Annotated in this window: 27 protein-coding genes; 12 read left to right on the top strand and 15 right to left on the bottom strand. The window is 76.3% G+C overall.

Annotated features, from left to right (window positions below):
- Positions 1 to 58: 58 nt before the first annotated feature.
- Genes SH587_RS18365 through SH587_RS18375 form a run of 3 tightly spaced genes read left to right on the top strand, consistent with a single transcriptional unit; the run spans position 59 to position 2,821 of the window.
- Entirely contained in the window at positions 59 to 628 is a 570-nt protein-coding gene (locus tag SH587_RS18365) for a TetR/AcrR family transcriptional regulator (protein WP_320672103.1), read from the top strand.
- A gap of 49 nt (positions 629 to 677) precedes the next feature.
- Entirely contained in the window at positions 678 to 2,246 is a 1,569-nt protein-coding gene (locus tag SH587_RS18370; RefSeq protein WP_320672104.1) for a patatin-like phospholipase family protein, read from the top strand.
- A gap of 53 nt (positions 2,247 to 2,299) precedes the next feature.
- Positions 2,300 to 2,821, top strand: a complete 522-nt coding sequence (locus SH587_RS18375; RefSeq protein WP_320672105.1) for an ester cyclase — start codon at positions 2,300 to 2,302, stop codon at positions 2,819 to 2,821.
- 2 nt (positions 2,822 to 2,823) lie between these two features.
- Here the strand turns inward: SH587_RS18375 and SH587_RS18380 are convergent, their stop codons facing one another.
- Positions 2,824 to 3,255, bottom strand: a complete 432-nt coding sequence (locus SH587_RS18380; RefSeq protein ID WP_320672106.1) for a BON domain-containing protein — start codon at positions 3,253 to 3,255, stop codon at positions 2,824 to 2,826.
- A 293-nt stretch (positions 3,256 to 3,548) separates the two neighbouring features.
- On the opposite strand from SH587_RS18380, the gene SH587_RS18385 reads away from it, so the two are divergent.
- From SH587_RS18385 to SH587_RS18405, 5 genes are all read left to right on the top strand, one after another.
- Positions 3,549 to 4,235, top strand: coding sequence for a type 1 glutamine amidotransferase (locus tag SH587_RS18385; RefSeq protein WP_320672107.1), 687 nt, complete (start codon positions 3,549 to 3,551; stop codon positions 4,233 to 4,235).
- Positions 4,236 to 4,327: 92 nt separating this feature from the next.
- Positions 4,328 to 5,032, top strand: coding sequence for a trimeric intracellular cation channel family protein (locus SH587_RS18390; protein WP_320672108.1), 705 nt, complete (start codon positions 4,328 to 4,330; stop codon positions 5,030 to 5,032).
- Positions 5,033 to 5,104: 72 nt separating this feature from the next.
- Positions 5,105 to 6,154: an LLM class flavin-dependent oxidoreductase gene (locus tag SH587_RS18395; RefSeq protein WP_375341786.1), complete on the top strand. Its 1,050-nt coding sequence runs from the start codon at positions 5,105 to 5,107 to the stop codon at positions 6,152 to 6,154.
- Positions 6,155 to 6,298: 144 nt separating this feature from the next.
- On the top strand, positions 6,299 to 7,282 hold the full coding sequence (locus tag SH587_RS18400) for an ABC transporter ATP-binding protein (RefSeq protein ID WP_320672110.1): 984 nt from the start codon (positions 6,299 to 6,301) through the stop codon (positions 7,280 to 7,282).
- A complete protein-coding gene (locus SH587_RS18405) occupies positions 7,279 to 8,016 on the top strand; it encodes an ABC transporter permease (protein WP_320672111.1) in 738 nt (245 codons plus the stop codon). The genes SH587_RS18400 and SH587_RS18405 overlap by 4 nt, the downstream gene beginning before the upstream one ends.
- A 9-nt stretch (positions 8,017 to 8,025) precedes the next feature.
- Here the strand turns inward: SH587_RS18405 and SH587_RS18410 are convergent, their stop codons facing one another.
- A complete protein-coding gene (locus SH587_RS18410; protein ID WP_320672112.1) occupies positions 8,026 to 8,424 on the bottom strand; it encodes a pyridoxamine 5'-phosphate oxidase family protein in 399 nt (132 codons plus the stop codon).
- A gap of 108 nt (positions 8,425 to 8,532) precedes the next feature.
- Between SH587_RS18410 and SH587_RS18415 the strand changes: the two genes are divergently transcribed.
- Entirely contained in the window at positions 8,533 to 9,504 is a 972-nt protein-coding gene (locus SH587_RS18415; RefSeq protein ID WP_320672113.1) for a DUF5995 family protein, read from the top strand.
- Here SH587_RS18415 and SH587_RS18420 read toward each other — a convergent pair.
- From SH587_RS18420 to SH587_RS18460, 9 genes are all read right to left on the bottom strand, one after another.
- A complete protein-coding gene (locus tag SH587_RS18420; RefSeq protein WP_320672114.1) occupies positions 9,488 to 10,210 on the bottom strand; it encodes an anti-sigma factor in 723 nt (240 codons plus the stop codon). The two genes, SH587_RS18415 and SH587_RS18420, sit on opposite strands and share 17 nt — an antisense overlap.
- The gene (locus SH587_RS18425; RefSeq protein ID WP_320672115.1) at positions 10,207 to 10,788 is read right to left on the bottom strand and encodes an RNA polymerase sigma factor; all 582 of its coding nucleotides are present in this window, start codon (positions 10,786 to 10,788) and stop codon (positions 10,207 to 10,209) included. The genes SH587_RS18420 and SH587_RS18425 overlap by 4 nt, the downstream gene beginning before the upstream one ends.
- Before the next feature lie 13 nt (positions 10,789 to 10,801).
- Positions 10,802 to 11,428: a ferritin-like domain-containing protein gene (locus tag SH587_RS18430; protein ID WP_320672116.1), complete on the bottom strand. Its 627-nt coding sequence runs from the start codon at positions 11,426 to 11,428 to the stop codon at positions 10,802 to 10,804.
- Between the two features lie 10 nt (positions 11,429 to 11,438).
- A complete protein-coding gene (locus SH587_RS18435; protein ID WP_320672117.1) occupies positions 11,439 to 12,086 on the bottom strand; it encodes a ferritin-like domain-containing protein in 648 nt (215 codons plus the stop codon).
- Between the two features lie 66 nt (positions 12,087 to 12,152).
- Positions 12,153 to 13,154: an L-histidine N(alpha)-methyltransferase gene (gene egtD / locus SH587_RS18440; protein ID WP_320672118.1), complete on the bottom strand. Its 1,002-nt coding sequence runs from the start codon at positions 13,152 to 13,154 to the stop codon at positions 12,153 to 12,155.
- Entirely contained in the window at positions 13,151 to 14,395 is a 1,245-nt protein-coding gene (locus SH587_RS18445; RefSeq protein ID WP_320672119.1) for an SUMF1/EgtB/PvdO family nonheme iron enzyme, read from the bottom strand. Before SH587_RS18445 ends, egtD begins: the two co-directional genes overlap by 4 nt.
- A 234-nt stretch (positions 14,396 to 14,629) precedes the next feature.
- Entirely contained in the window at positions 14,630 to 15,280 is a 651-nt protein-coding gene (pdxH, locus tag SH587_RS18450) for a pyridoxamine 5'-phosphate oxidase (RefSeq protein WP_320672120.1), read from the bottom strand.
- A gap of 22 nt (positions 15,281 to 15,302) precedes the next feature.
- Positions 15,303 to 16,061 (bottom strand): hypothetical protein, encoded by a 759-nt coding sequence (locus SH587_RS18455; RefSeq protein WP_320672121.1) that lies wholly within the window; start codon positions 16,059 to 16,061, stop codon positions 15,303 to 15,305.
- Positions 16,062 to 16,064: 3 nt separating this feature from the next.
- Positions 16,065 to 17,045 (bottom strand): ABC transporter ATP-binding protein, encoded by a 981-nt coding sequence (locus SH587_RS18460; protein ID WP_320672122.1) that lies wholly within the window; start codon positions 17,043 to 17,045, stop codon positions 16,065 to 16,067.
- Between the two features lie 136 nt (positions 17,046 to 17,181).
- Here SH587_RS18460 and SH587_RS18465 point away from each other — a divergent pair, with 136 nt between their 5' ends.
- Together SH587_RS18465 and SH587_RS18470 are read left to right on the top strand one after the other, a co-directional pair.
- Positions 17,182 to 17,925, top strand: a complete 744-nt coding sequence (locus tag SH587_RS18465; protein ID WP_320672123.1) for a class I SAM-dependent methyltransferase — start codon at positions 17,182 to 17,184, stop codon at positions 17,923 to 17,925.
- Positions 17,926 to 17,981: 56 nt separating this feature from the next.
- A complete protein-coding gene (locus SH587_RS18470; protein ID WP_320672124.1) occupies positions 17,982 to 18,341 on the top strand; it encodes a nuclear transport factor 2 family protein in 360 nt (119 codons plus the stop codon).
- Position 18,342: 1 nt separating this feature from the next.
- On the opposite strand, the gene SH587_RS18475 is transcribed toward SH587_RS18470, so the two are convergent.
- The 3 genes from SH587_RS18475 to SH587_RS18485 are packed head-to-tail and all read right to left on the bottom strand — an operon-like array spanning position 18,343 to position 21,773.
- Positions 18,343 to 19,788, bottom strand: coding sequence for a hypothetical protein (locus tag SH587_RS18475; RefSeq protein ID WP_320672125.1), 1,446 nt, complete (start codon positions 19,786 to 19,788; stop codon positions 18,343 to 18,345).
- Positions 19,788 to 20,456: a response regulator gene (locus SH587_RS18480; RefSeq protein ID WP_320672126.1), complete on the bottom strand. Its 669-nt coding sequence runs from the start codon at positions 20,454 to 20,456 to the stop codon at positions 19,788 to 19,790. The genes SH587_RS18475 and SH587_RS18480 overlap by 1 nt, the downstream gene beginning before the upstream one ends.
- A gap of 27 nt (positions 20,457 to 20,483) precedes the next feature.
- Positions 20,484 to 21,773 (bottom strand): sensor histidine kinase, encoded by a 1,290-nt coding sequence (locus SH587_RS18485; protein ID WP_320672127.1) that lies wholly within the window; start codon positions 21,771 to 21,773, stop codon positions 20,484 to 20,486.
- Between the two features lie 142 nt (positions 21,774 to 21,915).
- On the opposite strand from SH587_RS18485, the gene SH587_RS18490 reads away from it, so the two are divergent.
- Positions 21,916 to 22,248: a peptidoglycan-binding domain-containing protein gene (locus SH587_RS18490; protein WP_320672128.1), complete on the top strand. Its 333-nt coding sequence runs from the start codon at positions 21,916 to 21,918 to the stop codon at positions 22,246 to 22,248.
- Positions 22,249 to 22,275: 27 nt separating this feature from the next.
- Here the strand turns inward: SH587_RS18490 and SH587_RS18495 are convergent, their stop codons facing one another.
- The gene (locus SH587_RS18495; protein ID WP_320672129.1) at positions 22,276 to 23,235 is read right to left on the bottom strand and encodes an oxidoreductase; all 960 of its coding nucleotides are present in this window, start codon (positions 23,233 to 23,235) and stop codon (positions 22,276 to 22,278) included.
- Positions 23,236 to 23,257 lie beyond the last annotated feature (22 nt).

The raw sequence follows: 23,257 nt of genomic DNA on the forward strand, positions 1-23,257 counted from the left end.
CAGTACCAAGAGCGATACTGCAGTACTGATCGTGGGATCATCACGCTACCCTTCCGGGATGGCGACGACGGTGACCGAGCGGCACGTGGAACTGCTCGACGAGGCGGTCGAGCTGTTCCTCGCCGAGGGCTTCGCCGGCTTCACCCTCAGCGACCTGGCCGCACGGCTGCGCTGCTCGAAGACCACCCTCTACGCGCTCGGGCGGACCAAGGAGCAGCTGACCGCCGGCGTCGTCCGCCACTTCTTCCGCCGCGCGACCGCCTTCGTCGAGCAGCGGACCGCCGCCCACGACGACCCGGCCGAGCGGATCGTGGCCTACCTGCGGGCGGTCGCCGACGCCCTGCGGCCGGCGTCGCCGCGGTTCATGGCCGACCTGGCCGAGCACGCCGCCGCGGCCGAGGTCTACGAGCAGAACACCGCCGCCGCGGCCGCCCGCGTCCGGCGGCTGATCGCCGAGGGCGTCGACGGCGGCGAGTTCCGGGCCGTCCACGCCGCGTTCGTGGCCGACACGGTCGCCGCCACCATGACCCGGATCCAGGACGGCACCGTGCTGCGGACGACCGGGCTGCACGACGCCGACGCCTACGAGGAGCTGGCCGCGCTGGTGCTCGGCGGCGTCCGCCGCTGACCGCCCGCGGGCGGCGGGAGACGACCCCTCCCCGCCGTAGACTCGGGCCATGGCGGTGGAGGCGGACGCGGACCCGGGCGACGGCGCCGCCGGCCTGGCCGCGCCCGGCGGTCCGGCCAACGTCACCGCCGCTCGCAGCCCCGAGCGCGGCGGCGCCACCGCCACCCGCGCCGTCCGCGACATCGCCCGGGCCGAGGTCGACCTGGTCCGCGCCCGCCTGCGGAGCCTCGGACCAGGACCGGACGAGCGGCTCGACCGGGCCCGCTACCTGCTGTCGTTCGCGCGCCTGACCGCGTTCGAGCCGGGGGTCGCGCTCGGCGAACCGGTCGGCCGCCGGCCCGACGTCGACCTGACCGCCGAGCTGGCCGGCTTCCGCGCCCAGGTGATCGCCGAGCTGGCCGCGATCCGCCGCGCCGGCGCCGACGGGCCCGACCTGGCGACCGCGATCGGGGCCCTGGTCGAGCGGCTGGAGGAGCCGCTGGCCGAGCGGCGGGCGGCCGTGATCGCCGGCCACGGCGCCGACTTCTCGGCCGCCGAGCTGGACGCCGAGGTCGGCACCCGGGTGCTGGTCAACGCAGCCGGCGGGGGCGGCGGCGCCGGCTACGTCTACCTCGGCGCCTACCAGCGGCTGGACGAGGCGGGGATCCGCCCCGCCTACCTGATCGGGGCCTCGATCGGGGCGCTGATGGGCGTCTTCCGCGCCCGCCACGCCGACCCCGACTGGGCGGCGCTCGACGCGATCGCCAAGTCGACCGACCGGCGGACGCTGTTCACGTCCGGCACCACCCGCCGCCGGTTCGGGATGCCGGGGCTGCTGCCGCTGCGGCTGCGGAAGGCGTTCGGCGAGCAGTTCGCGATGCCCGACGGCGAGCCGATCACGCTCGCCGACCTCGAGGTCCCCTACGAGGCGGTGGTGGCGGGCGTCCGCCGGCGGCCCTTCCAGCGGCTGCCGCGCCACTTCCGGGCCGAGGCGACCGAGCCGGCGCTGGAGGACCCGGGCGCCCGCCACTCCCCCGCCCGCGTGACGCCGGCGATCGCGACCCGGATGTGGCAGGCGACGGCGTTCTTCGACCCGCGGCTGGTCGAGCCGGTGGTGATCGGCGCCGAGCCGGGGACGACCGCCTGCCGGGCGCTCGACGCGGCCGGCTTCTCGGCCTCGATCCCGGGGGTCCTCCACTACGACCTGGCCCCGGACGACGACCACCCCGGCGCGCAGGCGTTCGCGGCGCTGATGGAGCGGCGCGAGCTGGCGGCGCTGATCGACGGCGGGATGGTGGCCAACGTCCCCGCCGAGCTGGCCTGGCGGCGGGTCCAAGCCGGGCGGCTGGGCACCCGCAACGCGCTGGTGCTCGCGTTCGACTGCTTCCAGCCGCAGTGGGATCCACGTCACCTGTGGCTGCATCCGATCACCCAGGCGGTGAAGATCCAGCTGCGCCGCAACGCGCTCTTCGCCGACGCGATGGTCCAGTTCACGCCGACGCTGTCGCCGGCCAACCTGGTCCCGTCGGCGGCCTCGATCGACCACGCCCGCGGCTGGGGACGGGCCTCGGTCGAGCCGCTGCTGCCGCTGCTGCGGGAGCTGCTGCGGCCGATCCGCTGGAGCGGCGCGTCGGGTTGACGGCGGGGTCGGCGCGGTCGAGGATCGCGACGACCACTTCGAGGGGAGCAGCGATGGCCGTCACCGCCGCGGTGCGCCGGCGCCGCGAGGCGCTCGTGCGCGAGCACATGGAGTCCGAGAACGAGCACGACTACGACACGACGCTCGCCACCTTCCACCACCCCCGCTACGAGCTGATCGCGACCGGCGACGTCTTCGACGGCGAGCAGCAGGTCCGCCGCTACTTCCAGGAGACGCGGACCGCGTTCCCCGACCAGCGCAACGAGCTGATCGCCCTCCACCACGCGCCCGAGGCGGTGATCGTCGAGTTCTGGCTGCTCGGCACCCACCTGGGCTCGTTCCGCGGCCTGCCGGCGACCGGTCGCAGCTTCCGGGCCCAGATGACGTCGTTCTTCCTCTTCGAGGGCGAGAGCGACCGCCTGGTCGCCGAGCGGGCCTACTTCGACAGCGCCACGATCCTGCGCCAGCTGGGGATCGCCCACGACCCGGCGACGCTGGTCGGCCGGATCGCGACGGTCGCCAACCACCCGCTGACGATCGCCCGCGCGCTCTGGCGGCAGCGGCGGACGGGCTGACCTCAGCCGTGGACGTGGAGCCGGTCGTCGACCCCGCGGACGCCGTCGACCGCGGCGACGTCGCGCACCAGCTCGTCGCGGACGTCGGCCGTCGCGACCGCCCCGCGCAGGTGGACGACTCCGTTCTCGGCGTCGATCACGACGTCGCCCTTGGGGGCGTCGGGCGCGCGAAAGACCTCGCTCTTGACTCGGTCGGTCAGGGTCCGGTCGTCGGGGTGGGCGCGAGCGGCCGCCCGCTGCGCCGCCTGCCGGCGGGCGCCGCGGTGGCGCGGGTCGACGAGCAGGGTGACGAGCGCGCCGACGACGGCGCCGAGCGCCAGCAGGACGCCGGAGCGCAGCGGCCGGCGGCGCAGCTTCGAGGCGGTCCCGTGGCGCGCGTGGCGGACGACGGCGCGGGTCGCGCGGCGGGTCAGGTAGCTCTGGGGCGTGGTCATGGGGTCGGTCTCCGCGGTCGGGGACATCGGACGGTTACCCGACCCCCGCGGCCCAGAAACCCCCCCCACCCGAACTGGTGTCACCTCACCCCTCCCCACCCGAACTGGCGTCATTCCACACCGCTATCCGGAGCGGAACGACGCCAGTTCGGCGGGGCGGGGACGGAATGACGCCAGTTCGGCCGGGCCGCGAGGGGCTAGGCTCGCGACAGGTCGCCCGAAATCCTATTTGCCTAAATCCTGACCCGGATATAGACTTTTATCGTGTCCTGTCGCCGCCGCCCGCTCCGCCCGTGACCACCGCCCTCGTCCTCCAGTGCCAGGACGACGCGCCCCCCGGCCTGCTCGGGCCCTGGGCGCGCGAGCGCGGGATCGCGCTCGACGTCCGCCGGGTCGACCGCGGCGAGCCGCTGCCCGACCCCTACCGCTACGACCTCGCCTTCGCGCTCGGGTCGGACGCGTCGCTGGCCGGTCCGCCGCCGTCGTGGGCGCGCCCGGTGATCGACTGGCTGCGCGACGCCGAGGCCGCCGGCGTCCCCGTGCTCGGCATCTGCTTCGGCGCCCAGGCGCTGGCCGTCGCCCACGGCGGTCGCGTCACCCGCCTGCCGCAGCCGGAGATCGGCCTGGTCGACATCGACAGCGCCGACGCCGATCGGGTGCCCGGCGGCCCCTGGATCGCGTGGCACGAGGACGTCGTCTCGCTGCCGCCGCTGGCCTACGAGCTGGCCCGCAACGAGGTCGGCCCGCAGGCCTTCTGCGTCGGCCACGCGCTCGCCGTCCAGTTCCACCCGGAGGCGACCGCCGCGATCCTCGCCGACTGGGCCGACGCCGACGACGGCCGCGCGCTGGCCGACGTCGGGATCGAGCGCGGCGCGCTCGAGCAGCGCGCCCGTCAGGTCGAGGCCCAGGCCAGCAGCGCCGCGTTCCGGCTCTTCGACCGCTTCGCCCGGGCGACGATCCCGCTCGCCAACGCCTCCTGACCCCGCGCCGGCGGTGACGTTCCGGTCGCTCGCCGTCCGCAACGTCGCGCGCAGCGGCGGCGTGCGACGGCGGCGCCCGTCACGATGGTCCGGTGCCGCTGGCCGTCGAGACCGTCACCCTGCCGCTGGGCGTCGACCTGGCCGCGGTCGCGGTCGGGGCGATCTTCGGCGCGCTGGTGGCGCTGCGCCGCGACCTCGACCTGACCGGGACGATCGGCCTCGCCGTCTGCGGCGGGCTCGGCGGCGGCGTCGTCCGCGACCTGCTGCTGAACACGATGCCGGTCGCGCTGACCAAGGGCGCCTACCTGCCGGTGGCGCTGGGGACCGGGATCGTGATGCTGGTCGCCCACCCCCAGGCGCGGCGGCTCGACGACCTGCTCGACCTGGCCGACGCGGTCGCGCTCGGGCTGTTCGCGATCGTCGGCGCGTCGAAGGCGCTCGACGCCGGGCTCGGCTCGGTCGCCGCGGCCGCGGTCGGGGTGGTCGCCGCCACCGCCGGCGGCGTCCTCTGCGACCTGCTCAGCGGCGAGCGGCCCTACATCTTCGGCCCCGGCCCGATCTACGGCCTGGCCGCGGCGGCCGGCAGCGCCGCCTACGTGCTGGTCGAGCGGCTGGGAGCGAGCATCGCGCTCGGGATCGCCGTCTCGCTGCTGGTGACGATCGGGCTGCGGCTGCTGGCCGTCCACCGCGGGCTCAGCACCCCGGTCGCGACCGCGACCCGGCTGCCGCGACCGGCCGAGGGCGCCAGCTGGCGGCTGTCGGTCCGCGGCCGCGACCGCACGCCACCGCGCCGCTGACCAGACCGGAGCCCGCCTCCGCTCGGCCCCGGATCGCCCGTCCCGACGGGCCGCCGCGGCCGGCCTGGCAGCATGGACCGGGTGAGCGACGTCGCCCTCTCCGTCCTGGACCTGGCCCCCGTCGTCGACGGCTCGACGCCCGGCCAGGCGCTGCAGAACTCCGTCGACCTGGCGCGGCTGACCGAGGCCCTCGGCTACACCCGCGTCTGGTTCGCCGAGCACCACAACATGCCCGGGATCGCCAGCTCGGCCCCGGCCGTCCTGATCGCCCACATCGCCGCCGCCACCGAGCGGATCCGGGTCGGCTCGGGCGGCGTGATGCTGCCCAACCACTCCTCGCTGGTGATCGCCGAGCAGTTCGGGATGCTGCAGGCGCTGCACCCCGACCGGATCGACCTCGGGCTCGGCCGCGCCCCCGGCACCGACGGCCCGACCGCCGCCGCGCTGCGCCGCACCAGCGACCCGTTCGGGCTCGAGGACGAGTTCCCCCAGCAGCTGGCGGAGCTGCGCGGGTTCCTGCGCGGCGAGCTGCCCCCGGACCACCCCTTCCGCAGCATCCACGCGGTCCCGAACGTCGGCCAGGAGCCGCCGATCTGGCTGCTCGGGTCGAGTGGCTTCAGCGCCCAGCTGGCCGGCGAGCTGGGGCTGCCGTTCAGCTTCGCCCACCACTTCAGCGCCCAGAACACGGTCCCGGCGGTCGACCTCTACCGGGCCAGCTTCAAGCCGTCGGCGGTGCTCCAGGCGCCCTACGTGATGCTCGGCGTGGCCATCGTCGCGGCCGAGGACGACGAACGCGCGGCCTACCTGAACGGCCCCTCCGGGCTCCAGTTCCTGCGCCTGCGCCAGGGCCGCCCAGGCCTGCTGCCGACCCCCGAGGAGGCGGCGGCCAAGCAGTACTCGCCAGCCGAGCAGCAGTTCCTGGAGGGTCGCAAGGCATCGCAGATCGTCGGCGGTCCCGACACGGTCCGGGCCGGGATCGAGGCGCTGCTGGCGCGGACCAACGCCGACGAGCTGATGCTGACGACGATGGTCCACGACCACGAGGACCGCCGCCGCTCGTACGAGATCGTCGCCGACGTGATGGACCTCGCCCCGCGCGAGCCGCGCCCGCGCCCCGTGTGACCTTCCGGTCGCCGGGCGACCGGAACGTCACATCCGGCGGGGTCCGGCGCGGCCCGGCGCGCCGCCGCGGGCATGACATCCGTCACGGGCAGGTCACGACGGACACCACTTCCGGGCGGGGGGAGCCGGTCCTAGGTTGGGGGCATGTCCTCCACCACCACGTCCGACCGCCGCCCGGGGCGGACGGACGCCCCCTCGCCGCCGGCGCCGCCCGGCATCGCCCTGGCCGGGCTGGCCAAGGCGTTCCGCACCCCCCAGGGCCCGGTCCACGCGGTCCGCGGCGTCGACGTGACGATCACCCCCGGCGAGACGGTCGCGCTGCTGGGCCCCAACGGCGCCGGCAAGTCGACCACGATCGAGATGCTGCTGGGGCTGACCGTGCCGGACAGCGGCAGCGCCTCGGTCTTCGGCCGCAGCCCCAACGCCGCGGTCGACGCCGGGCTGGTCGGGGCGATGCTCCAGACCGGGGCCCTGATCCGCGAGGTCAAGGTCCGCGAGCTGGTGGCGATGATGGCCGCCCTCTACCCCGCGCCGCTCGACGTCGACGAGGTGCTGGAGCTGACCGGCCTGCAGGAGATCGCCGGCCACTGGACCCACAAGCTCTCCGGCGGCCAGACCCAGCGGGTGCGGTTCGCGATCGCGCTGGTCAGCAACCCCGACCTGCTGGTGCTCGACGAGCCGACGGTGGCGATGGACGTCGAGGGCCGCCACGCCTTCTGGACCACCATGCGGGCCTTCGCCGCCCGCGGCAAGACGATCGTCTTCGCCACCCACTACCTGGAGGAGGCGGACGAGTTCGCCGACCGGGTGGTGCTGATGGCCAAGGGCCGGGTCGTCGCCGACGGCCCGACGACCGAGATCAAGGCGATCGTCGGCCTGCGGACGATCCGGGCGACGCTGCCCGGCGCCGACCTGCGGGCGCTCGGCGAGCTGCCGGGCGTGAGCGCCAGCGACCGCCGCGGCGACGCGGTGGTGCTCAGCTGCAGCGACTCCGACGCCGCGATCCGGGCCCTGCTCGCCGCCCACCCCGACGCCCGCGACATCGAGATCAGCGGCGCCGGCCTCGAGCAGGCGTTCCTGGCGCTGACCGGCGACCACCACGACGACCAGACCGAGGACGACCGATGACCGCGCTCGCCTACACCCGCTTCGAGCTGCGGCGGACGCTCCGCAACCGCCGCTTCCTGTTCTTCGCGCTCGGCTTCCCGCTGGCGCTCTACTTCCTGATCGCCGGCCCGAACAAGAACGAGACGAACCTGAGCGGCTCGGGGATCTCGGCGCCGGTCTACTTCATGGTCAGCATGGCCGCCTGGGGCACGATGATGTCGATGCTCTCGACCGGTGCCCGGATCGCCGGCGAGCGGGCGGTCGGCTGGAACCGGCAGCTGCGGATCACCCCGCTCTCCAGCCGCTCCTACCTGGCGACCAAGGTCATCACCGCCTATGCGACCGCGCTGCTGGCGATGGCCACGCTCTACGTCGCCGGGGCGATCCTCGGCGTGCGGCTGGAGGCCGGCCGCTGGGTCGAGATGAGCCTGCTGATCCTGATCGGGCTGGTGCCGTTCGCGGCGCTCGGGATCCTGATCGGCCACCTGCTCTCGACCGACTCGGTCGGCCCGGCGATGGGCGGCGGGGTCGGCATCCTGGCCTTCGTCAGCGGCTTCTGGTTTCCGCTCGACGACGGCAGCTTCCTGCACGACCTCGGCGAGCAGCTGCCCTCGTACTGGCTGGTCCAGGCCGGCCACGTCGGGCTCGGCGGCGACGCCTGGCCGCTCCACGCCTGGATCGTGGTCGGCGCCTGGACCCTCGTGCTCGGCCTGCTGGCGGCCCGCGCCTACCGACGCGACACGGGCCGGCAGTAGCCCCCCCCATCAGCCGCCCTGGTGCTTGACCGCGGTCGGCGCCAGGGTCAGGCTGATCCGCTGCTCGCCGGGCTGGAGGAAGGGGTAGTCCTTCCCGAAGTACTTGTGCGACAGCTCGTCGATCTGCTCGCGCGCCCCGTCGTGGGTCGCCTCGGTCAGCCGCGCGCGGATCTCGACGTACTCGTAGGGGTTCTCCTCGCTGCGGACGACGATCAGCGCCTCGCCCCGCTCCCGCAGCTGGCGCGGCCAGCGGCGGCCCTCGGCCGAGTTGAGGATCACGGCCTGGCCGTCGGTGTGGACCCAGACCACCGAGGCGTAGGGCCGGCCGTCGCCGTCCTGGGTGACCACGGTGGCGAAGTTCGGGCCGGCGAGCAGCTCGGCCGGGCGGCCGTCGAGGGTGGTGCTCATCGTTTGCGCTCCTTGAAGGGGACGGGCCGCACCAGGGTCGCGGTCGTCCGCCGCCCCGTCAACCCCCGCCGCCGGCGATCTCGGCGACGGGCCCGTACGATGGCGCCGATGCGTGCCGTCCCCGCGCGCCGCCGCGCCCGGCGCGCGCTGGCGCTGGCCCTGCTGGTAGCCCTGGTCGGCCCCGGCGCCGCGGCCGCCGCGGCGCCGACGCTCGGCCCGCCGGCGCTGGTCGCGGGCGCGGTCCCGGGCGACTGGGCGGGGCTGCTGCCGGGCCGGCCGGTGCCCTTCCGGCCGTCGGCATCGCCGGTCTGCCGCGACGGCGACCCCCGCTGCATCGAGGTCACGCTCGCGACGATGCGGCGGCGGCTGGCCGGCCTCGCCGCCCGCTGCGACCACGACGCCGTCTTCGCGCTGGTCTACCTGCGGGTGACCGAGGAGGTCCGCCGCGCGCTGGGGGCCGGCGACTACCGCGACCCGCGCTGGGTGGCCCACCAGGACGCGGTCTTCGCGGCCGACTACTACGCGGTCTACGACGACTGGCACGCGGGCCGTCGCGCGCGGGTGCCGGCGGCCTGGCGGATCGCCTTCGACGCCGCCGACCGCGGGACGGTCTCCGGACTCGGCGACTTCGTGCTGGCGATGAACGCGCACATCAACCGCGACATGCCGTACATGCTGGCCCGGATCGGCCTGACCCGGCCCGACGGCCGCTCGCACCGACCCGACCACGACGTCTTCGACCGCCGGCTGGCGCGGCTCTACCGGCCGGTGCTGGACGAGATCGCCGCCCGCTTCGACCCGTCCGCCGACGACGTCGACCTGGGCCCGGTCGACGACGCGCTGGCCCGCGGGCTGCTGAGCGGCTGGCGGGCGATCGTCTGGCGCAACGCCGAGGCGCTGGCCCTGGCCCGCGACCCCGCCGCCCGCGCGCTGGTGGCGAGCGGGATCGAGCGCTACGCCGAGACCCAGGCCACGATCCTGCGCGGCTTGCTGGCCGTCGACCGCCGGGCCGCCGACCGCCGCGACCGCTGGTGCGCGGCCCACGGCGACGACGGCCCGGCGGTCAGGCGCGGCCGCTGACGACCACCTGGCCGGTCGGCGCCGGCGAGCCGCCGTCGGGCTCGTCGGTGACCATCAGCTGGTCGTCGCGCCCCAGCCGACCCGGCACCGCGACGCCGCCGGCCCCCCGGCGGTCGACGTCGAAGAGCGCGTCGGTCGGCTGCGGATCGCCGCCACCCCGGGCGATCCACACCTGGTAGCGGCGGCCCGCCGCGGGCGCCGGCAGGCCGCTGACCTGCAGCCGCCCGTGGCCGTCGCGGAGCAGCAGCCGGGCCGTGCCGCCGGGCGCCAGCCGCCGGTCGACGGTGAAGGCGACCGTCCGCGCCGGCGGCGCCGGCTGCGAGCCGCCGTCGACCACCACCGCGGCCACCACCAGCGCCGCCAGCACCGCGGCCAGCGCGACCGCCGTCCGCGGGCGGGCGAGCGCCGCCCACCAGCGGCGGCGACCGGCGGCGCGATCGACGACGGCGGGCGCGGGGACCGGCGCGGGCGCGGCCGCCTCGGCCCGCACCTGCGCCATCACCGCCGCCTTCGTGGCCGGGCTCGGGGCGACCGGCGGCGCCGGCGCCAGCAGCGCCTCGCGGACCGGCTCCAGCGCGACCAGCTCGGCGCGGCAGTCCGGGCAGACGGCCAGGTGGGCGCGGACCCGCTCGGCCTCGCGGTCGTCGCAGGTGCCGAGGACGAAGGCGCCGAGCAGCTCGGCGACCGCCGGATCGACGCAGCTCACGTCGGGCCTCCCGCGGCGAGCACGTTGCGCATCCGGGCCAGCCCGCGGTTCATCCGCGCCTTGACCGTCCCCAGCGGCAGCTCCAGCATCCCGGCGATCTCGCTCTGGGAGTAGCCGGAGTAGAACGACAGCTCGATCACCCGCCGCTGGTCGGGGCTCAGCTCGCCCAGCACCTCGCGCGTCTCGGCGCCGCTGGTCCGGCGCAGCGCGGCCGCCTCGGTGTCCTGGGCCGCCGGCGCGGCGTGACGCTCGTCGAGGGCCTCGTCGACCATCTCCCGCTCCTTGATCCGGGTCACCCGCCGCAGGTGGTCGATCGCGCGGTTACGCACGATCGTCAGCATCCACGACCGCACGCCGCCCTGGCGTGGGTCGTAGGCCGCCGCCGAGCGCCAGACGGCGAGGAACGCCTCCTGGCAGACGTCGTCGGCCGCCGGGCGGCTGCCGGCGATCCGGTAGGCGAGCGCGAACGCGGCCCCGGCGTGGCGGTCGTAGAGCGCCTCGAAGGCGTCGGCGTCACGGGCGACCACCCGCTCCATCAGGGCGGCGTCCGGCAGCGCCTCGAGCGGCGACGGCGACATCGCGCGTCCGACCTTACGCCCCGGAGCGGATCAGCGGGGTGATCGCGCGGACCACGGCGTCCTTCTCGCTCGCGACGTCGAACCCGCGCGGGGCCGGGTCCTTGCCGCGGAGCAGCCGGATCACCGCCGCGTGGCGGGCCTCGACCTGGACGATCGAGCCGGCGGCGGCCAGCACCTCCTTGCTGCGGATCGCCGGCGCGGCGCCGTTGTAGGCGCTGACGCCGGTGTCCTCCAGCGTCGTCGCCAGCCGCAGGAAGCTCGCCTCGTCGCGGACCGGGAAGCGGAAGCGCGGGGCGGCGGCCGGCTTCCCGCCCAGCTGCTCGATCGTCGCGGTCAGGGCGGCGACGTGCTCGGCCTCCTCGCGGCCGAAGCGGCGGGCGGTGGCGGCCACCTCGTCGCGCAGGTCGAGCGTGCGACCGACGCGGTAGAAGGCGGTCTCCAGGTGCTCGAGGGTGAGCGCGAAGTTGAGGACGTCGACGTCGCCCATCTCGCCGGCCGCGAGCGCGCGGCGGACGGTCGGGCCGACGAGCCCGACGCCGGACGCGGCGGCGCCGGCCAGGACCGCCTTCAGCAGGAACGCCTGGCGGGTGTCGCCCGCGACCTCGATCGCGGCCAGCGGGGCGGTGGTCTCGTTGCGCACGGGTGGCTCCTCAGTCGACCAGGAACGGCTTGACGGCGGCGAGCACGGCCTGCTCGTCCATCGGCTTGGCGAACGCCCCGTCGGGCGTGGCGGGACGGCCCAGCAGGTGGTTCAGCGCGGCGGCATGACGCGCCTCGACCGAGTGGATGCTGAGCGCGGCGGCGAGGATCTCGGGATCGCGGATCTCGCCCGCCTTGCCCAGGTAGGCGGCGGCGCCCAGGTTCTCGACGGTGGCGGCCAGCTCCAGCACCGCCTTCCGCTCCTCGACCGGGAACTTCGAGCGGGGCGCGGCCGGCGGCGTGCCGCCGAGCTTCCCGATCGTCGCCTTCAGCGCCTCGACGTGCTGGCGCTCCGACTCGCCGAAGCGCTTGGCGACCTCCTGCTCGGCGCCCTTCAGCACCCCGGCCGCGACGACCGCGGCGTAGAAGTCCGCCTCCAGGTGCTCGAGCGTCAGCGCGTACTCGAGGATCTTCAGGTCGCCGCCCGCCGCGTCGGCCTTGGTGGACGCGGTCGCGGCGGTCGACGCGCCGCCGTCGTCGTCACCGCAGGCGGCCAGCAGCAGCGCGGCGGCGCCGGCGCCGCCGGCCCCGGCCAGGCGCAGGAAGCCGCGGCGCGAGCCGGCGTCGCTCGGCGGGGTGGGTGGGGCGGTGGCGGTCACGGGCGGGTCCTCTCGGGTCGTTCACCGGGAGGAACGACCCACGGGCCCGATCGGATGCACCCCCGCTCAATCGCGTCGGCAGAGCGCCAAGCCGAAGCGCCGCTCCCCGTCGGTCAGCAGCCGGTCGAGGGCCAGGCCGGCCGCGGCCAGGTCGGCCCGCAGCCGCTGCGGGGTGAACTTGCTGGAGATCTCCGTCCGCAGGTCCTCGCCGGCCGCGAACGGCACCTCCAGCTCGAGCGCGTCGATCGTCACCAGGTGGTCGCGCGGCGCCCGCAGGCGGATGTCGATCCACTCGTGGCGACGGTCGAAGAAGGCCACGTGCTCGTAGTCGTCGACGGCGAAGTCCGCTCCCAGCTCGCGGTTGATGACCGTCAGCACGTTGCGGTTGAAGGCGCTCGTGACCCCCGCCGCGTCGTTGTAGGCCAGCTCGATCAGCGCCGGGTCCTTGACCAGGTCGACCCCCAGCAGCAGCCAGCCGTCGCCGTCGAGCAGCGTCGCCAGCCGCCGCAGGAAGTGCCGGCGGCTGCCCGGCGGCAGGTTGCCGATCGTGCCGCCGAGGATCGCCAGCAGCCGCGGGCCGATCGGGTCGGGGATCAGGTCGAGGTCGCGCTCGAAGTCGCCGACGATCCCGTGGACGGGGATCCCGTGGGCCCCGGCCACCGCCCGCCCGGCGTGGTGGACGGTCGGCTCGCTGACGTCGAGCGGCACGTAGCGCCGCAGCGTCCCGGCGGCGTCGAGCGCGTCGAGCAGGACCCGGGTCTTGGTCGCGAAGCCGGAGCCCAGCTCGACCAGCTCGACGGCGCCGGTCCGCGCGGCGATCTCGCCCGCGCGGTCGACCAGGATCGAGCGCTCGGTGCGGGTCGGGTAGTACTCCGGCAGCTCGCAGATCGCCGCGAACAGGTCCGATCCGTGGTCGTCGTAGAGGTGCTTCGGCGGCAGCTCCTTGAACGGCTGGGTCAGCCCGTCGTAGACGTCGTCGGCCAGCGTCCGCGGGGCCGGGTCGGCGTCGGCCACGACCACCCGGACCAGGTCGGGAGCGGCGACCGCCGCCGTCCGCGAGGCGCTCATGCGAGGTCCCCCGCCAGCCGCGCGCCGGCGAAGATCTGCCGTCGCTGCGGCAGGTCCCAGTTGCGGAAGCTGGCCGAGGCGACCCGCGGGTGAGCGGCGAACGATCCCCCGCGCAGCACCCGGTAGCCGCGGTCGAAGAAGACCTCCGAGTACTCGCGGTAGGGGTGGGCGCGGAAGCCGTCGTAGCCGGCGAAGACGCTGGCCGTCCACTCCCAGGCCGCGCCGACGCCCGCCAGCCGGCCACTGGCCGCGGCGTGCTCCCACTCGACCTCGGTCGGCAGCCGCAGCCCGCGCCAGGCGGCCAGCGCCTCGGCCTCGAACCAGCTCAGGTGGCAGGCGACGGCGTCGTCCGCCACCCGCGCCGGCGGCCCGGGCGGCCCCTCGCGCTCGCCGCGCCAGGCCCAGCCCTCGTCGCTCCACCAGCGGCGGTCGCCGTCGGCCTCGGCCACGAACGCCCGCCACTCGCCGGCGGTCAGCGGCGCGCGGGCGATCCGGAACGGGGCCAGCGGGCGCCGGTGGCGGGGCCGCTCGTTGTCGTAGGCGAAGCCCTCCTCCCCCGCGCCGATCGTGGCGACGCCGCCATCGATCTCGACCAGCTCGCCGGCGCCGGCGACCGGGCCGGGCAGCGCGTCGAGCCACGGGGCCAGGTCCCCCAGCCGCAGCGCCTGCAGGATCGTCTCCGTGTGCTGCAGCTCGTGGCGCAGGACCAGTTCGTGGAGGACCGGGTCGGCGCCGCGCTCGGCGACCACGTCGTCGACCCGCCCGCGGACCTCGGCCAGGAACGCCCAGGCGCCGGGGACGTCCAGCAGCTCGACCTCGCCGCGGACCGCCCGCGGGGTCTCGAAGGCGTCGTAGACCGCCGCCAGCTCCGGGTGCAGCAGCGGCCGGTCGCCGTGGCGGTGGACCAGCCACAGGTCCTCGTAGGCCGCGATGTGGGCCAGGTCCCAGACGATCGGGCTCATCAGCGGCGAGACCTGGCGCTCGAGCTGCTCGACCGTCAGGCCGGCGACGAGCGCGCGGGTGCGGCGGCGGACGGCGGCCAGTGCCGCGTGCGGGTCCGCCGGCAGCGGGGTGCGGAGGGCGGCGACGGGATCCTCGACCGCGCCGAGGCCGTTGAGCGACTCGCCGGGGGCCGGATCGGGGTCGCCGCCGGGCCGCCGCGGACCCGGCGGGGCCGCGCAGGGGCCGTCCTCGCCGGTCGGCGGCGGGGTCGGAACGGACAGGGGCTCGGCGTGGGGCACGGCAGCTCCGTCTGGTCGTCGCGCCCGGTGGCCGGACGCGTTGACGGACCACGGCCGGCCGACGCCACGCTGGGGCGCTTGACCGTCCGCGATCGGGGACGGATGGAGTCTTGCGCGTCCGGCGGACGACGGCAACCCGCCCCGCCTCGCGTGGCGGATCCGCCCCGGACGCCGGGGGTCAACCGCCACGCGAGGCGGGTCGGCGGGCGGGTGGGCGGGTGGGCTCCGGGGGGCCTAGGGCTGGAGCCGCTCGACCGCCCAGGCCCCACCCTCGTCGCGGCGGTAGAGGAAGCGGTCGTGCATCCGGTTCGGGCGGCCCTGCCACAGCTCGACCTCGACCGGAGTCACCCGGTAGCCGCCCCAGTGCGGCGGCAGCGGGATCTCGCGGTCGTCGGGGAAGCGCTCGGCGGCCCGCGCCATCCGCGCGTCGAGCGCAGCGCGGTCGGCGACCGGCGCGCTCTGGTGCGACGCCCAGGCGCCGCGGCGGCTGTCCGGCGGGCGGGTCGCGAAGTAGGCCTCCGCCTCGGCCCGGTCGACCTCGGCGCAGGGCCCGGTGACCCGGATCTGGCGGAAGAGCGAGGTCCAGTGCAGGCAGAGCGCGGCGTGCGGGTTCTCGCGCAGCTCGTGGGCCTTGCGCGACGTCAGGTTGGTGTAGAAGGTCAGCCCGCGGGCGTCGAGGTCCTTCAGCAGCACCATCCGCACCGACGGCCGGCCCTCGGCGTCGGCGGTCGCCAGCGCGATCGCGTTGACCTCGGTCGTGTCGTCGAGCGCGTCGCGCGCCTCGGCCACCCAGCGGGCGACCTGCACCATCGGGTCGGGGTGCAGGTCGCCGCGGTCCAGCGGGGTGCCGTCGTAGGTCCGTCGCAGCTCGCCGAGTCCGCCCATCGACGGATCGTCGCACGGCCGCTCAGGCGTCGGCGTGGACCGTCCGGTGGCGGCCGTAGGCGATCGCGCCACCGAGCCAGGCCGCGATCCCGAACACGGCCAGCCCGGTCGGCACCGCCAGCGCGTCGCCCATCTTGTCGGCCAGCGACGCGCCGCCGACCAGCTCGGTGACGGAGACCGGCGGCAGCAGCGCCAGGAACCAGTCGGGGGTGGTCGACAGCGAGCCGGCGATCGGCACGATCCCGAGGGTCAGGGCGAGGACGCCGCCGATCACCGGCGCGCCGCCGAGCCCGGCCGACCCGAGCCCGAGCGCGCTGAGCGCGATCACCAGGTCGGTCACCAGCACCGCCGGCAGCTGGTCGATCGCCCACGACCAGGTCATCGGGTCGGCGCCGCCGGAGCGGATCGCCGCGCCCAGCAGGCAGGGCACGGCCCACGAGGCCAGCGCCAGCGGCACCACCACCGCGACCACCGCCGGCACCCGCGCCCAGAAGAGCGAGGTCCGCGGCCGGCCGGTGGCGGCGAGGGTCGCGAAGACCCCGGCGCTGCGATCGGCGATCCCGGCCGTGACGCCGACCATCGCCGGGCCGACCAGGCCCGGGCCGAGCACCAGCGCGATCGTGATGTCGGCGGCGTCGATCCCGCCGATCCGGGTCGCGCTCGAGATCAGGTTGAGGAACAGGGTCCCGAGCGGGACCAGGATCACGGTGAAGAAGCAGGCCACCCAGACGGCCCGGGTCCGCCGCAGCCGCAGCAGCTCGGCGGGGATCATGCGCGACATCGGTCAGGCCTCCACGAGGGTCGGGGTCGGGGCGTCGGCGCGGTCCTCGCCGCGCGACAGCAGCTCGAGGACCCGGTCCTCCAGCCGCTCGGTCGAGCTGGCCACGCCGTAGGGCGCGAAGCCGTGCCCGACCAGGTCGCGGACCAGCTCGCCGGTGATCTGATGCTCGCCGGCCAGCGACGAGACCCGCAGCCGGACGGTCAGGCGGTCGTCGCCGGCGGTGCTCGCGCCCTGGACGTCGGGGCGGGCGGCCAGCAGCGCCGCGGCCTCGGCGGCGCGGGTCAGCCGCAGCTCGACCCGCGGCTCGCGCGAGGCGGCCAGCTCGTCGAGCGAGCCCTGGGCGACGATCCGGCCGTCGCGGATCACGGCGGCCATGTCGCAGGTCTTCTCGACCTCGTCGAGCAAGTGCGAGGAGAGGAAGACCGTGCGGCCCTCGGCGACCAGCGAGCGGACCAGCGCCCGCAGCTCCTGGATCCCCGCCGGGTCGAGTCCGTTGGCCGGCTCGTCGAGGATCAGCAGCTCGGGGTCGCAGAGCAGGCAGCGGGCGATCCCCAGCCGCTGGCGCATCCCCAGCGAGTAGCCGGCGACCCGGTCGTCGGCGCGGTCGGCCAACCCGACCCGCTCGAGCGCGGCCGGGATCCGCTCCTCGGCCTCGCGGTCGAGCACGGCGGCGTGGATCCAGAGGTTCTCGCGGCCGCTCATCTGGCCGTGGAAGCGCGGCTCCTCGACGATCGCGCCGACCCGCCGCAGCGCCTCGCGGCGGTCGGCCGGCAGCTCGTGGCCGAGCAGCTCCATCGCGCCGCCGTCGGCCGCGGTCAGGCCGAGCAGCATCCGGATCACGGTGGTCTTGCCGGCCCCGTTGGGGCCGAGGAAGCCGAAGGCGACGCCGCGCGGCACGTGCAGGTCGACGCCGCGAACGACGTCGCGGTCGCCGTAGCGCTTGCGGAGCCCCTGGGTCTGGAGGACGGGACGGGATTCGCTCATGGGGAACGATCCTGCGCGGCCGCGGCTGGACCGGCATCGGGCGCGCGATCCGACCGCCCTCGGTCGCAGGAGGGAGCGCGCGGCCGCGAGCCTCCGTCGCAGGAGGGAGCCGGCGCCGGTTGCGTACGCTGCGGCGATGGCCGTCGATCCGCTCGCCGAACGGGGCTTCGCCCACGCCGCCGACCGCTACGAGCGGGGCCGGCCGGGCTACCCGCCGGCGGCCGTCGAGCGGCTGATCGCCGCGCTCGGCCTGGCCGCCGACGCGACCGTCTGCGACCTCGCCGCCGGCACCGGCAAGCTGACCCGCGAGCTGACCGGGCGGGTCGGCCACGTGATCGCGGTCGAGCCGTCGGCCGGGATGCGGGTGCCGCTGGCCGCCGGCTCGCCCACCGCGACCGTCCTCGACGGGACCGCCGAGCGGATCCCGCTCGACGACGCCAGCGTCGACGCGGTCTTCGTCGCCCAGGCGTTCCACTGGTTCGACGTCCCGGTCGCCGGGCGTGAGATCGCGCGCGTGTTGCGGCCCGGCGGCGGGCTGGCCGTGCTCTGGAACCGGGCGGTCGGCGACGGTCGGTTGGAGGACCTGCTCGGCGAGCACCTGCCGTCTCACCGCACGTTCCCGGGCGGCGACCACGAGCGCTGGAGCGAGGCCCTCGCCACCCTGCCCGCCTTCGGCCCGATCGCCCACGACGGCGTCGACCACGTCCAGCGGCTGGACGTCGAGGGCGCCGTCGCCCAGGTCGCCTCCTACAGCTGGATCGCCGCGCTGCCCGACGACGAGCGGGCGCGGGTGCTGGAGCGGACCCGGGCCGCGATGGCCGACCGCGACACGATCGACCTGCGGCTGCGCTGCGGGCTGTACTGGACCCGCCGCCGCTGACGGCGGCATGGCGTCGATCGGGGACGATGGACCTCCACCGTCGACCGGAGGACTCCATGAGCACCACCGCCGCCTTCGACCTCCCGGCGTTCGTCGCCGCGATCGAGGCCCGCGACGCCGAGACCCAGATCGCGCTCTTCGCCGAGGACGCCGTGGTCACGACCTGCGACCACGAGCATCCGCCGAGCCGCCCGCTGGTCGCCCGCGGCCGCGACGAGATCGCGGCCCAGCTGCGCGACGTCGTCGGCCGCGACATGACCCACCGGGTGACCGACGCGCTGGTCACCGACGACCGGCTGGTCTACGCGCTCGACTGCGCCTATCCCGACGGGACCCACGTCCACTGCCAGGTGATCGCGCAGCTGGCGGACGGCCGGATCAGCGCCCAGAGCGGGGTCCAGACCTGGGACCACTGACTCAGCGCGAGAGCGTCCCGCCGGAGCCGTCGCCGGGGCGCGGCTGCGGACCGCCGCCGCCGTCGCCGCCGCCGGGGGCCGGTCCCTCCCCCGCCGGCGGCGCCGACGAGGTCGCGCCCTGGCGCGCCAGCCGCTGGGCCAGCGCCGCGGTCGGCGCGTAGGCGATCGTCACCTGCGCGCCGCGGGCGGCGACGGCCACCCCACCGCCGTCGGCCATCCAGGCGCCGCGCCCGGCGGCCCGGGCCCCGCGCCGGCGGGCGACGATCCGGCCGTAGGCGGCGGCGAGCTTGGTCGCGTCGTCGGCGCTCGCCATCCGCAGCGCGCCGACGAACGCGTCGCGGCTGACGCACGGGGCCACGCAGCCCTTGCCGTCGGCCGCCCGCCGGCGCAGGTAGGCGTAGCTGCCGCCGCGCCAGGCCATCACCAGCGGCAGCGCGGCGGCGGCGTCGGCCTCGCGGGTGACCAGGATCCCCAGCAGGTTGGCGGCGGCGAAGTCGTCGTCGTCATCGTCGGTCAGCGACACCCACCCCGGTCCCAGCAGCCGCGCGGCGTGCACGCGCACCCGGGCCGGGCGCGCCCGCTGCGCGTAGCGGCTGGGATCGATGATCTCGGCGGTCGTGCGCGGCGGGCGGGCGACGAACGCCCCCGCCACCAGCGGCGCCGGGCCGGGCGCGCCGAGCGACTGCACGAACGCCTGGCCGAAGGCGTACGGGAATCCGAGCATCAGCAGCTGGCCGTACGGCAGCTGCTTCTGCAGCCGCTGCAGCTGCCGCTCGTCGCCCGGGTCGCGGTCGGGCACGTGGTAGCGCGAGACGTAGGCGCTGGCGACCGCCTCGGCGCTGCCCTCGACCACCGACAGGTAGGCCAGCGCCCGGTCCTCGTCGCCGCCGCGCTGGAGCCGCTGGGCGCGGCGGAAGATCCCGAAGTGCTGGTCGTCGATCGCGTGCACCAGCTCGTGGGCGATCGTCGACTCGGCGCTCGGCGGCAGCCGCGGCCCGCGCTGGACGATCACCATCTCGTTGCGCGAGCCGTCGTAGAAGCCGAGGAAGCCGTCCTCGGCCAGCGTCCGCTGCATCCGCTCCAGGTCGGCGTCCGCCGGCAGCATCCGCAGCAGCTTCAGCATCGCCACCGTCACCCGGTCGTCGCGGCTGACCGCGGCCTCGCCGTCCTGCCGCTGCTGGCGGCGGATCAGGGCCGAGATCTCGCGGCTGGGGACGACCCGGAAGCGCGGCCGCTTGCGCAGCTTCAGCCCGCGGATCGCCTCGACCCGGCGGATGATCCGGTCGGGCTGCAGCTCGGCCAGCGAGCGCGCGCCCGGGGCCGCCGCCGGGCGGTCGCCGCCGCCGTCCCCGTCGTCGTCGCGGAGCAGCAGCAGCGCGCTGCCGGCGATCGCCGCCAGCACCAGCAGCAGCGCCAGCCGCACCGGCGGCCGGCGCAGCGCCCGCATCAGCGGACCCCCTGCTCGCCGGCGCGGACGACGCCGTGCTCGTAGGCCCAGACCACCGCCTGCACGCGGTCGCGGACGTCGAGCTTGCGGAGCACGTTCGAGACGTGGGTCTTGACCGTCGCCTCGGTCAGCACCAGCCGCTCGGCGATCTCCAGGTTCGAGAGCCCGCCGGCGATCAGCCGCAGCACCTCGCGCTCGCGGTCGGTCAGCTCGGCGACGGCCGCGTCCTGGACCGGCGCCGCGGCCAGGTCGCTGCCGAACCGCTCGAGCAGCCGCTTGGTGATCCGCGGGGCCAGCAGTGCGTCGCCGCCGGCGACCACCCGCACCGCCTCGACCAGGTCGGCCGGGCGGGTGTCCTTGAGCAGGAAGCCGGAGGCCCCGGCCCGCAGCGCGGCGTAGACGTACTCGTCGAGGTCGAAGGTGGTCAGCACCACGACCTTGCCGGCGTCGGCGGCGACGATCCGGCGGGTCGCCTCGATCCCGTCGACCTCGCCCATCCGGATGTCCATCAGGACCACGTCCGGCCGCTTCAGCCGCGCGGCCTCGGCCCCGGCGGCGCCGTCGTCCGCCTCGCCGACCACCTCGATGTCGCCGGCGGCCTCGAGGATCATCCGGAAGCCGGAGCGCAGCAGCGCCTGGTCGTCGACGAGCAGCACCCGGATCGCCATCGCGCCATCCTGACGGAGCGGCCGGCGTCAGGTCGCCCGCGTCGCCGTCCGCTCGTCGCGCGGCAGCGCGGGGGTCAGCGGCACGACCGCCTCGACGACGGTGCCGCCGATCGGGCCCGGTCCGATCGCGATCGTGCCGCTGAGCACCGCCACCCGCTCGCGCATCCCGACGATCCCGTGGCCGCCGCGCCGCTCCGGGTCGAGCGCGTCGCGGTCCTCGCGGGCCGCGACCAGCCCGACCCCGTCGTCGGCGATCCGCAGCACGACCGTCTCGTCGGCGACCGTCACGGCGACCTCGGCGCGGCTGGCGCGGGCGTGGCGGAGGACGTTCGTCAGCGCCTCCTGGGCGACCCGCAGCAGCGAGACGTCGGTCGCCGGGCCCAGCCGCCCGAGGTCGCCGCGGACCTCCAGCTCGACGTCGAGCCCGGCCGCCCGCACGTGCTCGACCAGCTCGCCGAGCCGCGCCAGCCCCTGCTGGGCGCGGCGCTCCGCCCCCTCGGCCTCGTCCTCGCCGCCGCGCATCGCCTGCAGCATCGCGCGCAGCTCCTGCATCGCCGAGCGGCCGGTCTCCTCGACCGCCCGCAGCGCGTCGCGGGCGCGGTCGGGGGCGGTCTCCCAGACGGCGTCGGCGGCCGAGGCCTGAACCACCATCACCGCGACGTTGTGGCTGACGACGTCGTGCAGCTCGCGGGCGATCCGGGTTCGCTCCTCGGCCACCGCGCGCGCCGACTGGGCGTCGCGCTCGCGCTCCAGCCAGAGGGCCCGCTCCAGCAGCGCGTCGCTGTAGCGGCGGCGGGTGTGGAGGGCGTAGCCGACCAGCCAGGCCGCGAACGAGGCCATCGCCGGCAGCGCCACCCCCAGCGCCAGGTCGACCGCCTCCTGGCTGCTGGCGGCGACGCCCTCGATCTGGCTCGCGGTCAGCGCCAGCACCAGCGTGGTGGCGAGCGCCGCCGGGACCGATCGTCGGGCCGGCCAGGCGGCCGAGAGCGCGGCCAGCGGCAGCACCGGCACCAGCAGCAGCAGCAGGTAGACGCCGCTGTTGTCGACCGACGCGCCCGAGAGCACCACCGCCTGCGAGGCGATCCAGGACGCGAACGGCCACCGCAGCCGGGTGGCGAGCAGGATCGCCGTCGCCATCGGCGCCAGCAGCCACCACTGCAGCCGCGGATCCTGGTAGCCGAGCCCGATGGCCGCGACCGCGCCGATCGCCAGCGGGACCAGCGACGGGCCGTAGGTCCACAGCGCGGCCAGCCAGCGCGGCGTCTCGAGGACCGCGGGCAGCGGCTCGGGGTCGGGTCGATCGGACGGCTCCGCCATCGCCACCATCGTCGCGGGTGACGTCCCCGCGCGCATCCGTCGCAGGCCGGAGATCAGGATCCGTCGCGCGACCGATGTCGGTGGAGACGGCCGCTGCAACCGTTGTTGCAGCCCAGAACGACCTCCCCCGGAGTCCACCGCCATGTCCGCCCTCACCGCCCCCGTCACCGCCGCGCCGGCCCCCGCCCACGGGGCGCCGCAGCAGCGCCCGGGCCTGCGGCTGCGGGAGATCGCGCGGCTGCTGCTCGTCCCCGACGCGGCCGCCGCGGTCACCCCCGCCGCCCAGGCCCGCGACGTCCAGGAGCTGCTGGTCCGCGCCGGCTACCTGGGCCCGGCGGGGATCACCGGCCGCTGGCGGCCGGTGACCGTCGACGCGGTGCGGCGCTTCCAGCGCGAGCACGGCCTGCCCGAGGACGGGGTCGCCGGAGCGGCGACGGTCGACCTGCTGCTCGAGGTCGTCGCGCTCCGCGACTGAGCGACCGGGCCGGGCCGGACGTCGCGCTCAGCCGGCGACCGGCTCGGCCGCCGGCAGCCCGAAGTCGACGCCGGTCAGCTCCTGCGACCGCTCCCACAGGGCCCGCGCGACCTCGCGGTCGTGGCCGGCGCGGGTCGAGGGGACCTCGCCGATCGGCCCGCGGTTCTGGGCCAGCCGGGTCGGGCCGACGTAGGCGCCGCCGGAGACCTCGGGGTGGGTGGCGGCGTAGAGCGTCGGCTGGGCGCCGTAGCTGTCGCTGGTCGCCAGCAGCCCGTTGCCGATCCGGCCGGCGAGCCCGTTCAGGCGATCGCCGATCCCGCGGCCCTGGCCGGGGCCGGCGGTCTGCAGGTGGGTGGCCGAGTAGCCGGGATGGGCGGCGGCGCTGCGCAGCGGCAGGTCGCCGGCGTCGGCCCGCCGCTGCAGCTCGCGGGCGAACAGCAGGTTGGCCAGCTTGGACTGCCCGTAGGCGGCCCAGCGGCGGTAGGGGCGGCGCTCCCAGTTGAGGTCGTCGAGGTCGATCCGGCCGATCCGGTGGAGGCCGGAGGAGACGGTCACCACCCGCGGCGCCGGCGCCGCCCGCAGCCGGCCCAGCAGCAGCCCGGTGAGGGCGAAGTGGCCGAGGTGGTTGGTGCCGAGCTGCTGCTCGAAGCCGTCGGCGGTCCGCCGCTCGGGGGTCGCCATCACGCCGGCGTTGTTGATCAGCAGGTCGAGCGGCCGGCCCTCGTCGTCGAGCGCCGCCGCCAGCTCGCGGACCGAGGCCAGCGCGGCCAGGTCGAGCGGGCGGACCTCGACCTCGGCGTCGGGCAGCTCGGCGCGGATCGCGGCGGCGGCTTCGTCCCCGCGGCCGCGGTCGCGGCAGGCCAGCGTGACGTGGGCGCCGGCCCGCGCCAGCTCCAGCGCGGTCTGCCGGCCGAGCCCGCTGTTGGCGCCGGTCACCAGCGCCCGGCGGCCGGCCAGCGAGGGGATCTGCTGCGTGCTCCAACCCATGCGCGGCAGGATAGTCGTGGAC

The organism is Patulibacter defluvii, from assembly GCF_034096925.1.
Taxonomy (GTDB): Bacteria; Actinomycetota; Thermoleophilia; order Solirubrobacterales; family Solirubrobacteraceae; genus Patulibacter; species Patulibacter defluvii.

Bases quoted from the DNA above. Each gene is read 5' to 3' on its own strand.
- SH587_RS18365 (WP_320672103.1), top strand. From the start codon at position 59: ATGGCGACGACGGTGACCGAGCGGCACGTGGAACTGCTCGACGAGGCG.
- SH587_RS18370 (WP_320672104.1), top strand. From the start codon at position 678: ATGGCGGTGGAGGCGGACGCGGACCCGGGCGACGGCGCCGCCGGCCTG.
- SH587_RS18375 (WP_320672105.1), top strand. From the start codon at position 2,300: ATGGCCGTCACCGCCGCGGTGCGCCGGCGCCGCGAGGCGCTCGTGCGC.
- SH587_RS18380 (WP_320672106.1), bottom strand. From the start codon at position 3,255: ATGACCACGCCCCAGAGCTACCTGACCCGCCGCGCGACCCGCGCCGTC.
- SH587_RS18395 (WP_375341786.1), top strand. From the start codon at position 5,105: ATGGACCGGGTGAGCGACGTCGCCCTCTCCGTCCTGGACCTGGCCCCC.
- SH587_RS18400 (WP_320672110.1), top strand. From the start codon at position 6,299: ATGTCCTCCACCACCACGTCCGACCGCCGCCCGGGGCGGACGGACGCC.
- SH587_RS18405 (WP_320672111.1), top strand. From the start codon at position 7,279: ATGACCGCGCTCGCCTACACCCGCTTCGAGCTGCGGCGGACGCTCCGC.
- SH587_RS18410 (WP_320672112.1), bottom strand. From the start codon at position 8,424: ATGAGCACCACCCTCGACGGCCGCCCGGCCGAGCTGCTCGCCGGCCCG.
- SH587_RS18415 (WP_320672113.1), top strand. From the start codon at position 8,533: ATGCGTGCCGTCCCCGCGCGCCGCCGCGCCCGGCGCGCGCTGGCGCTG.
- SH587_RS18425 (WP_320672115.1), bottom strand. From the start codon at position 10,788: ATGTCGCCGTCGCCGCTCGAGGCGCTGCCGGACGCCGCCCTGATGGAG.
- egtD (WP_320672118.1), bottom strand. From the start codon at position 13,154: ATGAGCGCCTCGCGGACGGCGGCGGTCGCCGCTCCCGACCTGGTCCGG.
- pdxH (WP_320672120.1), bottom strand. From the start codon at position 15,280: ATGGGCGGACTCGGCGAGCTGCGACGGACCTACGACGGCACCCCGCTG.
- SH587_RS18455 (WP_320672121.1), bottom strand. From the start codon at position 16,061: ATGTCGCGCATGATCCCCGCCGAGCTGCTGCGGCTGCGGCGGACCCGG.
- SH587_RS18460 (WP_320672122.1), bottom strand. From the start codon at position 17,045: ATGAGCGAATCCCGTCCCGTCCTCCAGACCCAGGGGCTCCGCAAGCGC.
- SH587_RS18465 (WP_320672123.1), top strand. From the start codon at position 17,182: ATGGCCGTCGATCCGCTCGCCGAACGGGGCTTCGCCCACGCCGCCGAC.
- SH587_RS18470 (WP_320672124.1), top strand. From the start codon at position 17,982: ATGAGCACCACCGCCGCCTTCGACCTCCCGGCGTTCGTCGCCGCGATC.
- SH587_RS18475 (WP_320672125.1), bottom strand. From the start codon at position 19,788: ATGCGGGCGCTGCGCCGGCCGCCGGTGCGGCTGGCGCTGCTGCTGGTG.
- SH587_RS18480 (WP_320672126.1), bottom strand. From the start codon at position 20,456: ATGGCGATCCGGGTGCTGCTCGTCGACGACCAGGCGCTGCTGCGCTCC.
- SH587_RS18485 (WP_320672127.1), bottom strand. From the start codon at position 21,773: ATGGCGGAGCCGTCCGATCGACCCGACCCCGAGCCGCTGCCCGCGGTC.
- SH587_RS18490 (WP_320672128.1), top strand. From the start codon at position 21,916: ATGTCCGCCCTCACCGCCCCCGTCACCGCCGCGCCGGCCCCCGCCCAC.
- SH587_RS18495 (WP_320672129.1), bottom strand. From the start codon at position 23,235: ATGGGTTGGAGCACGCAGCAGATCCCCTCGCTGGCCGGCCGCCGGGCG.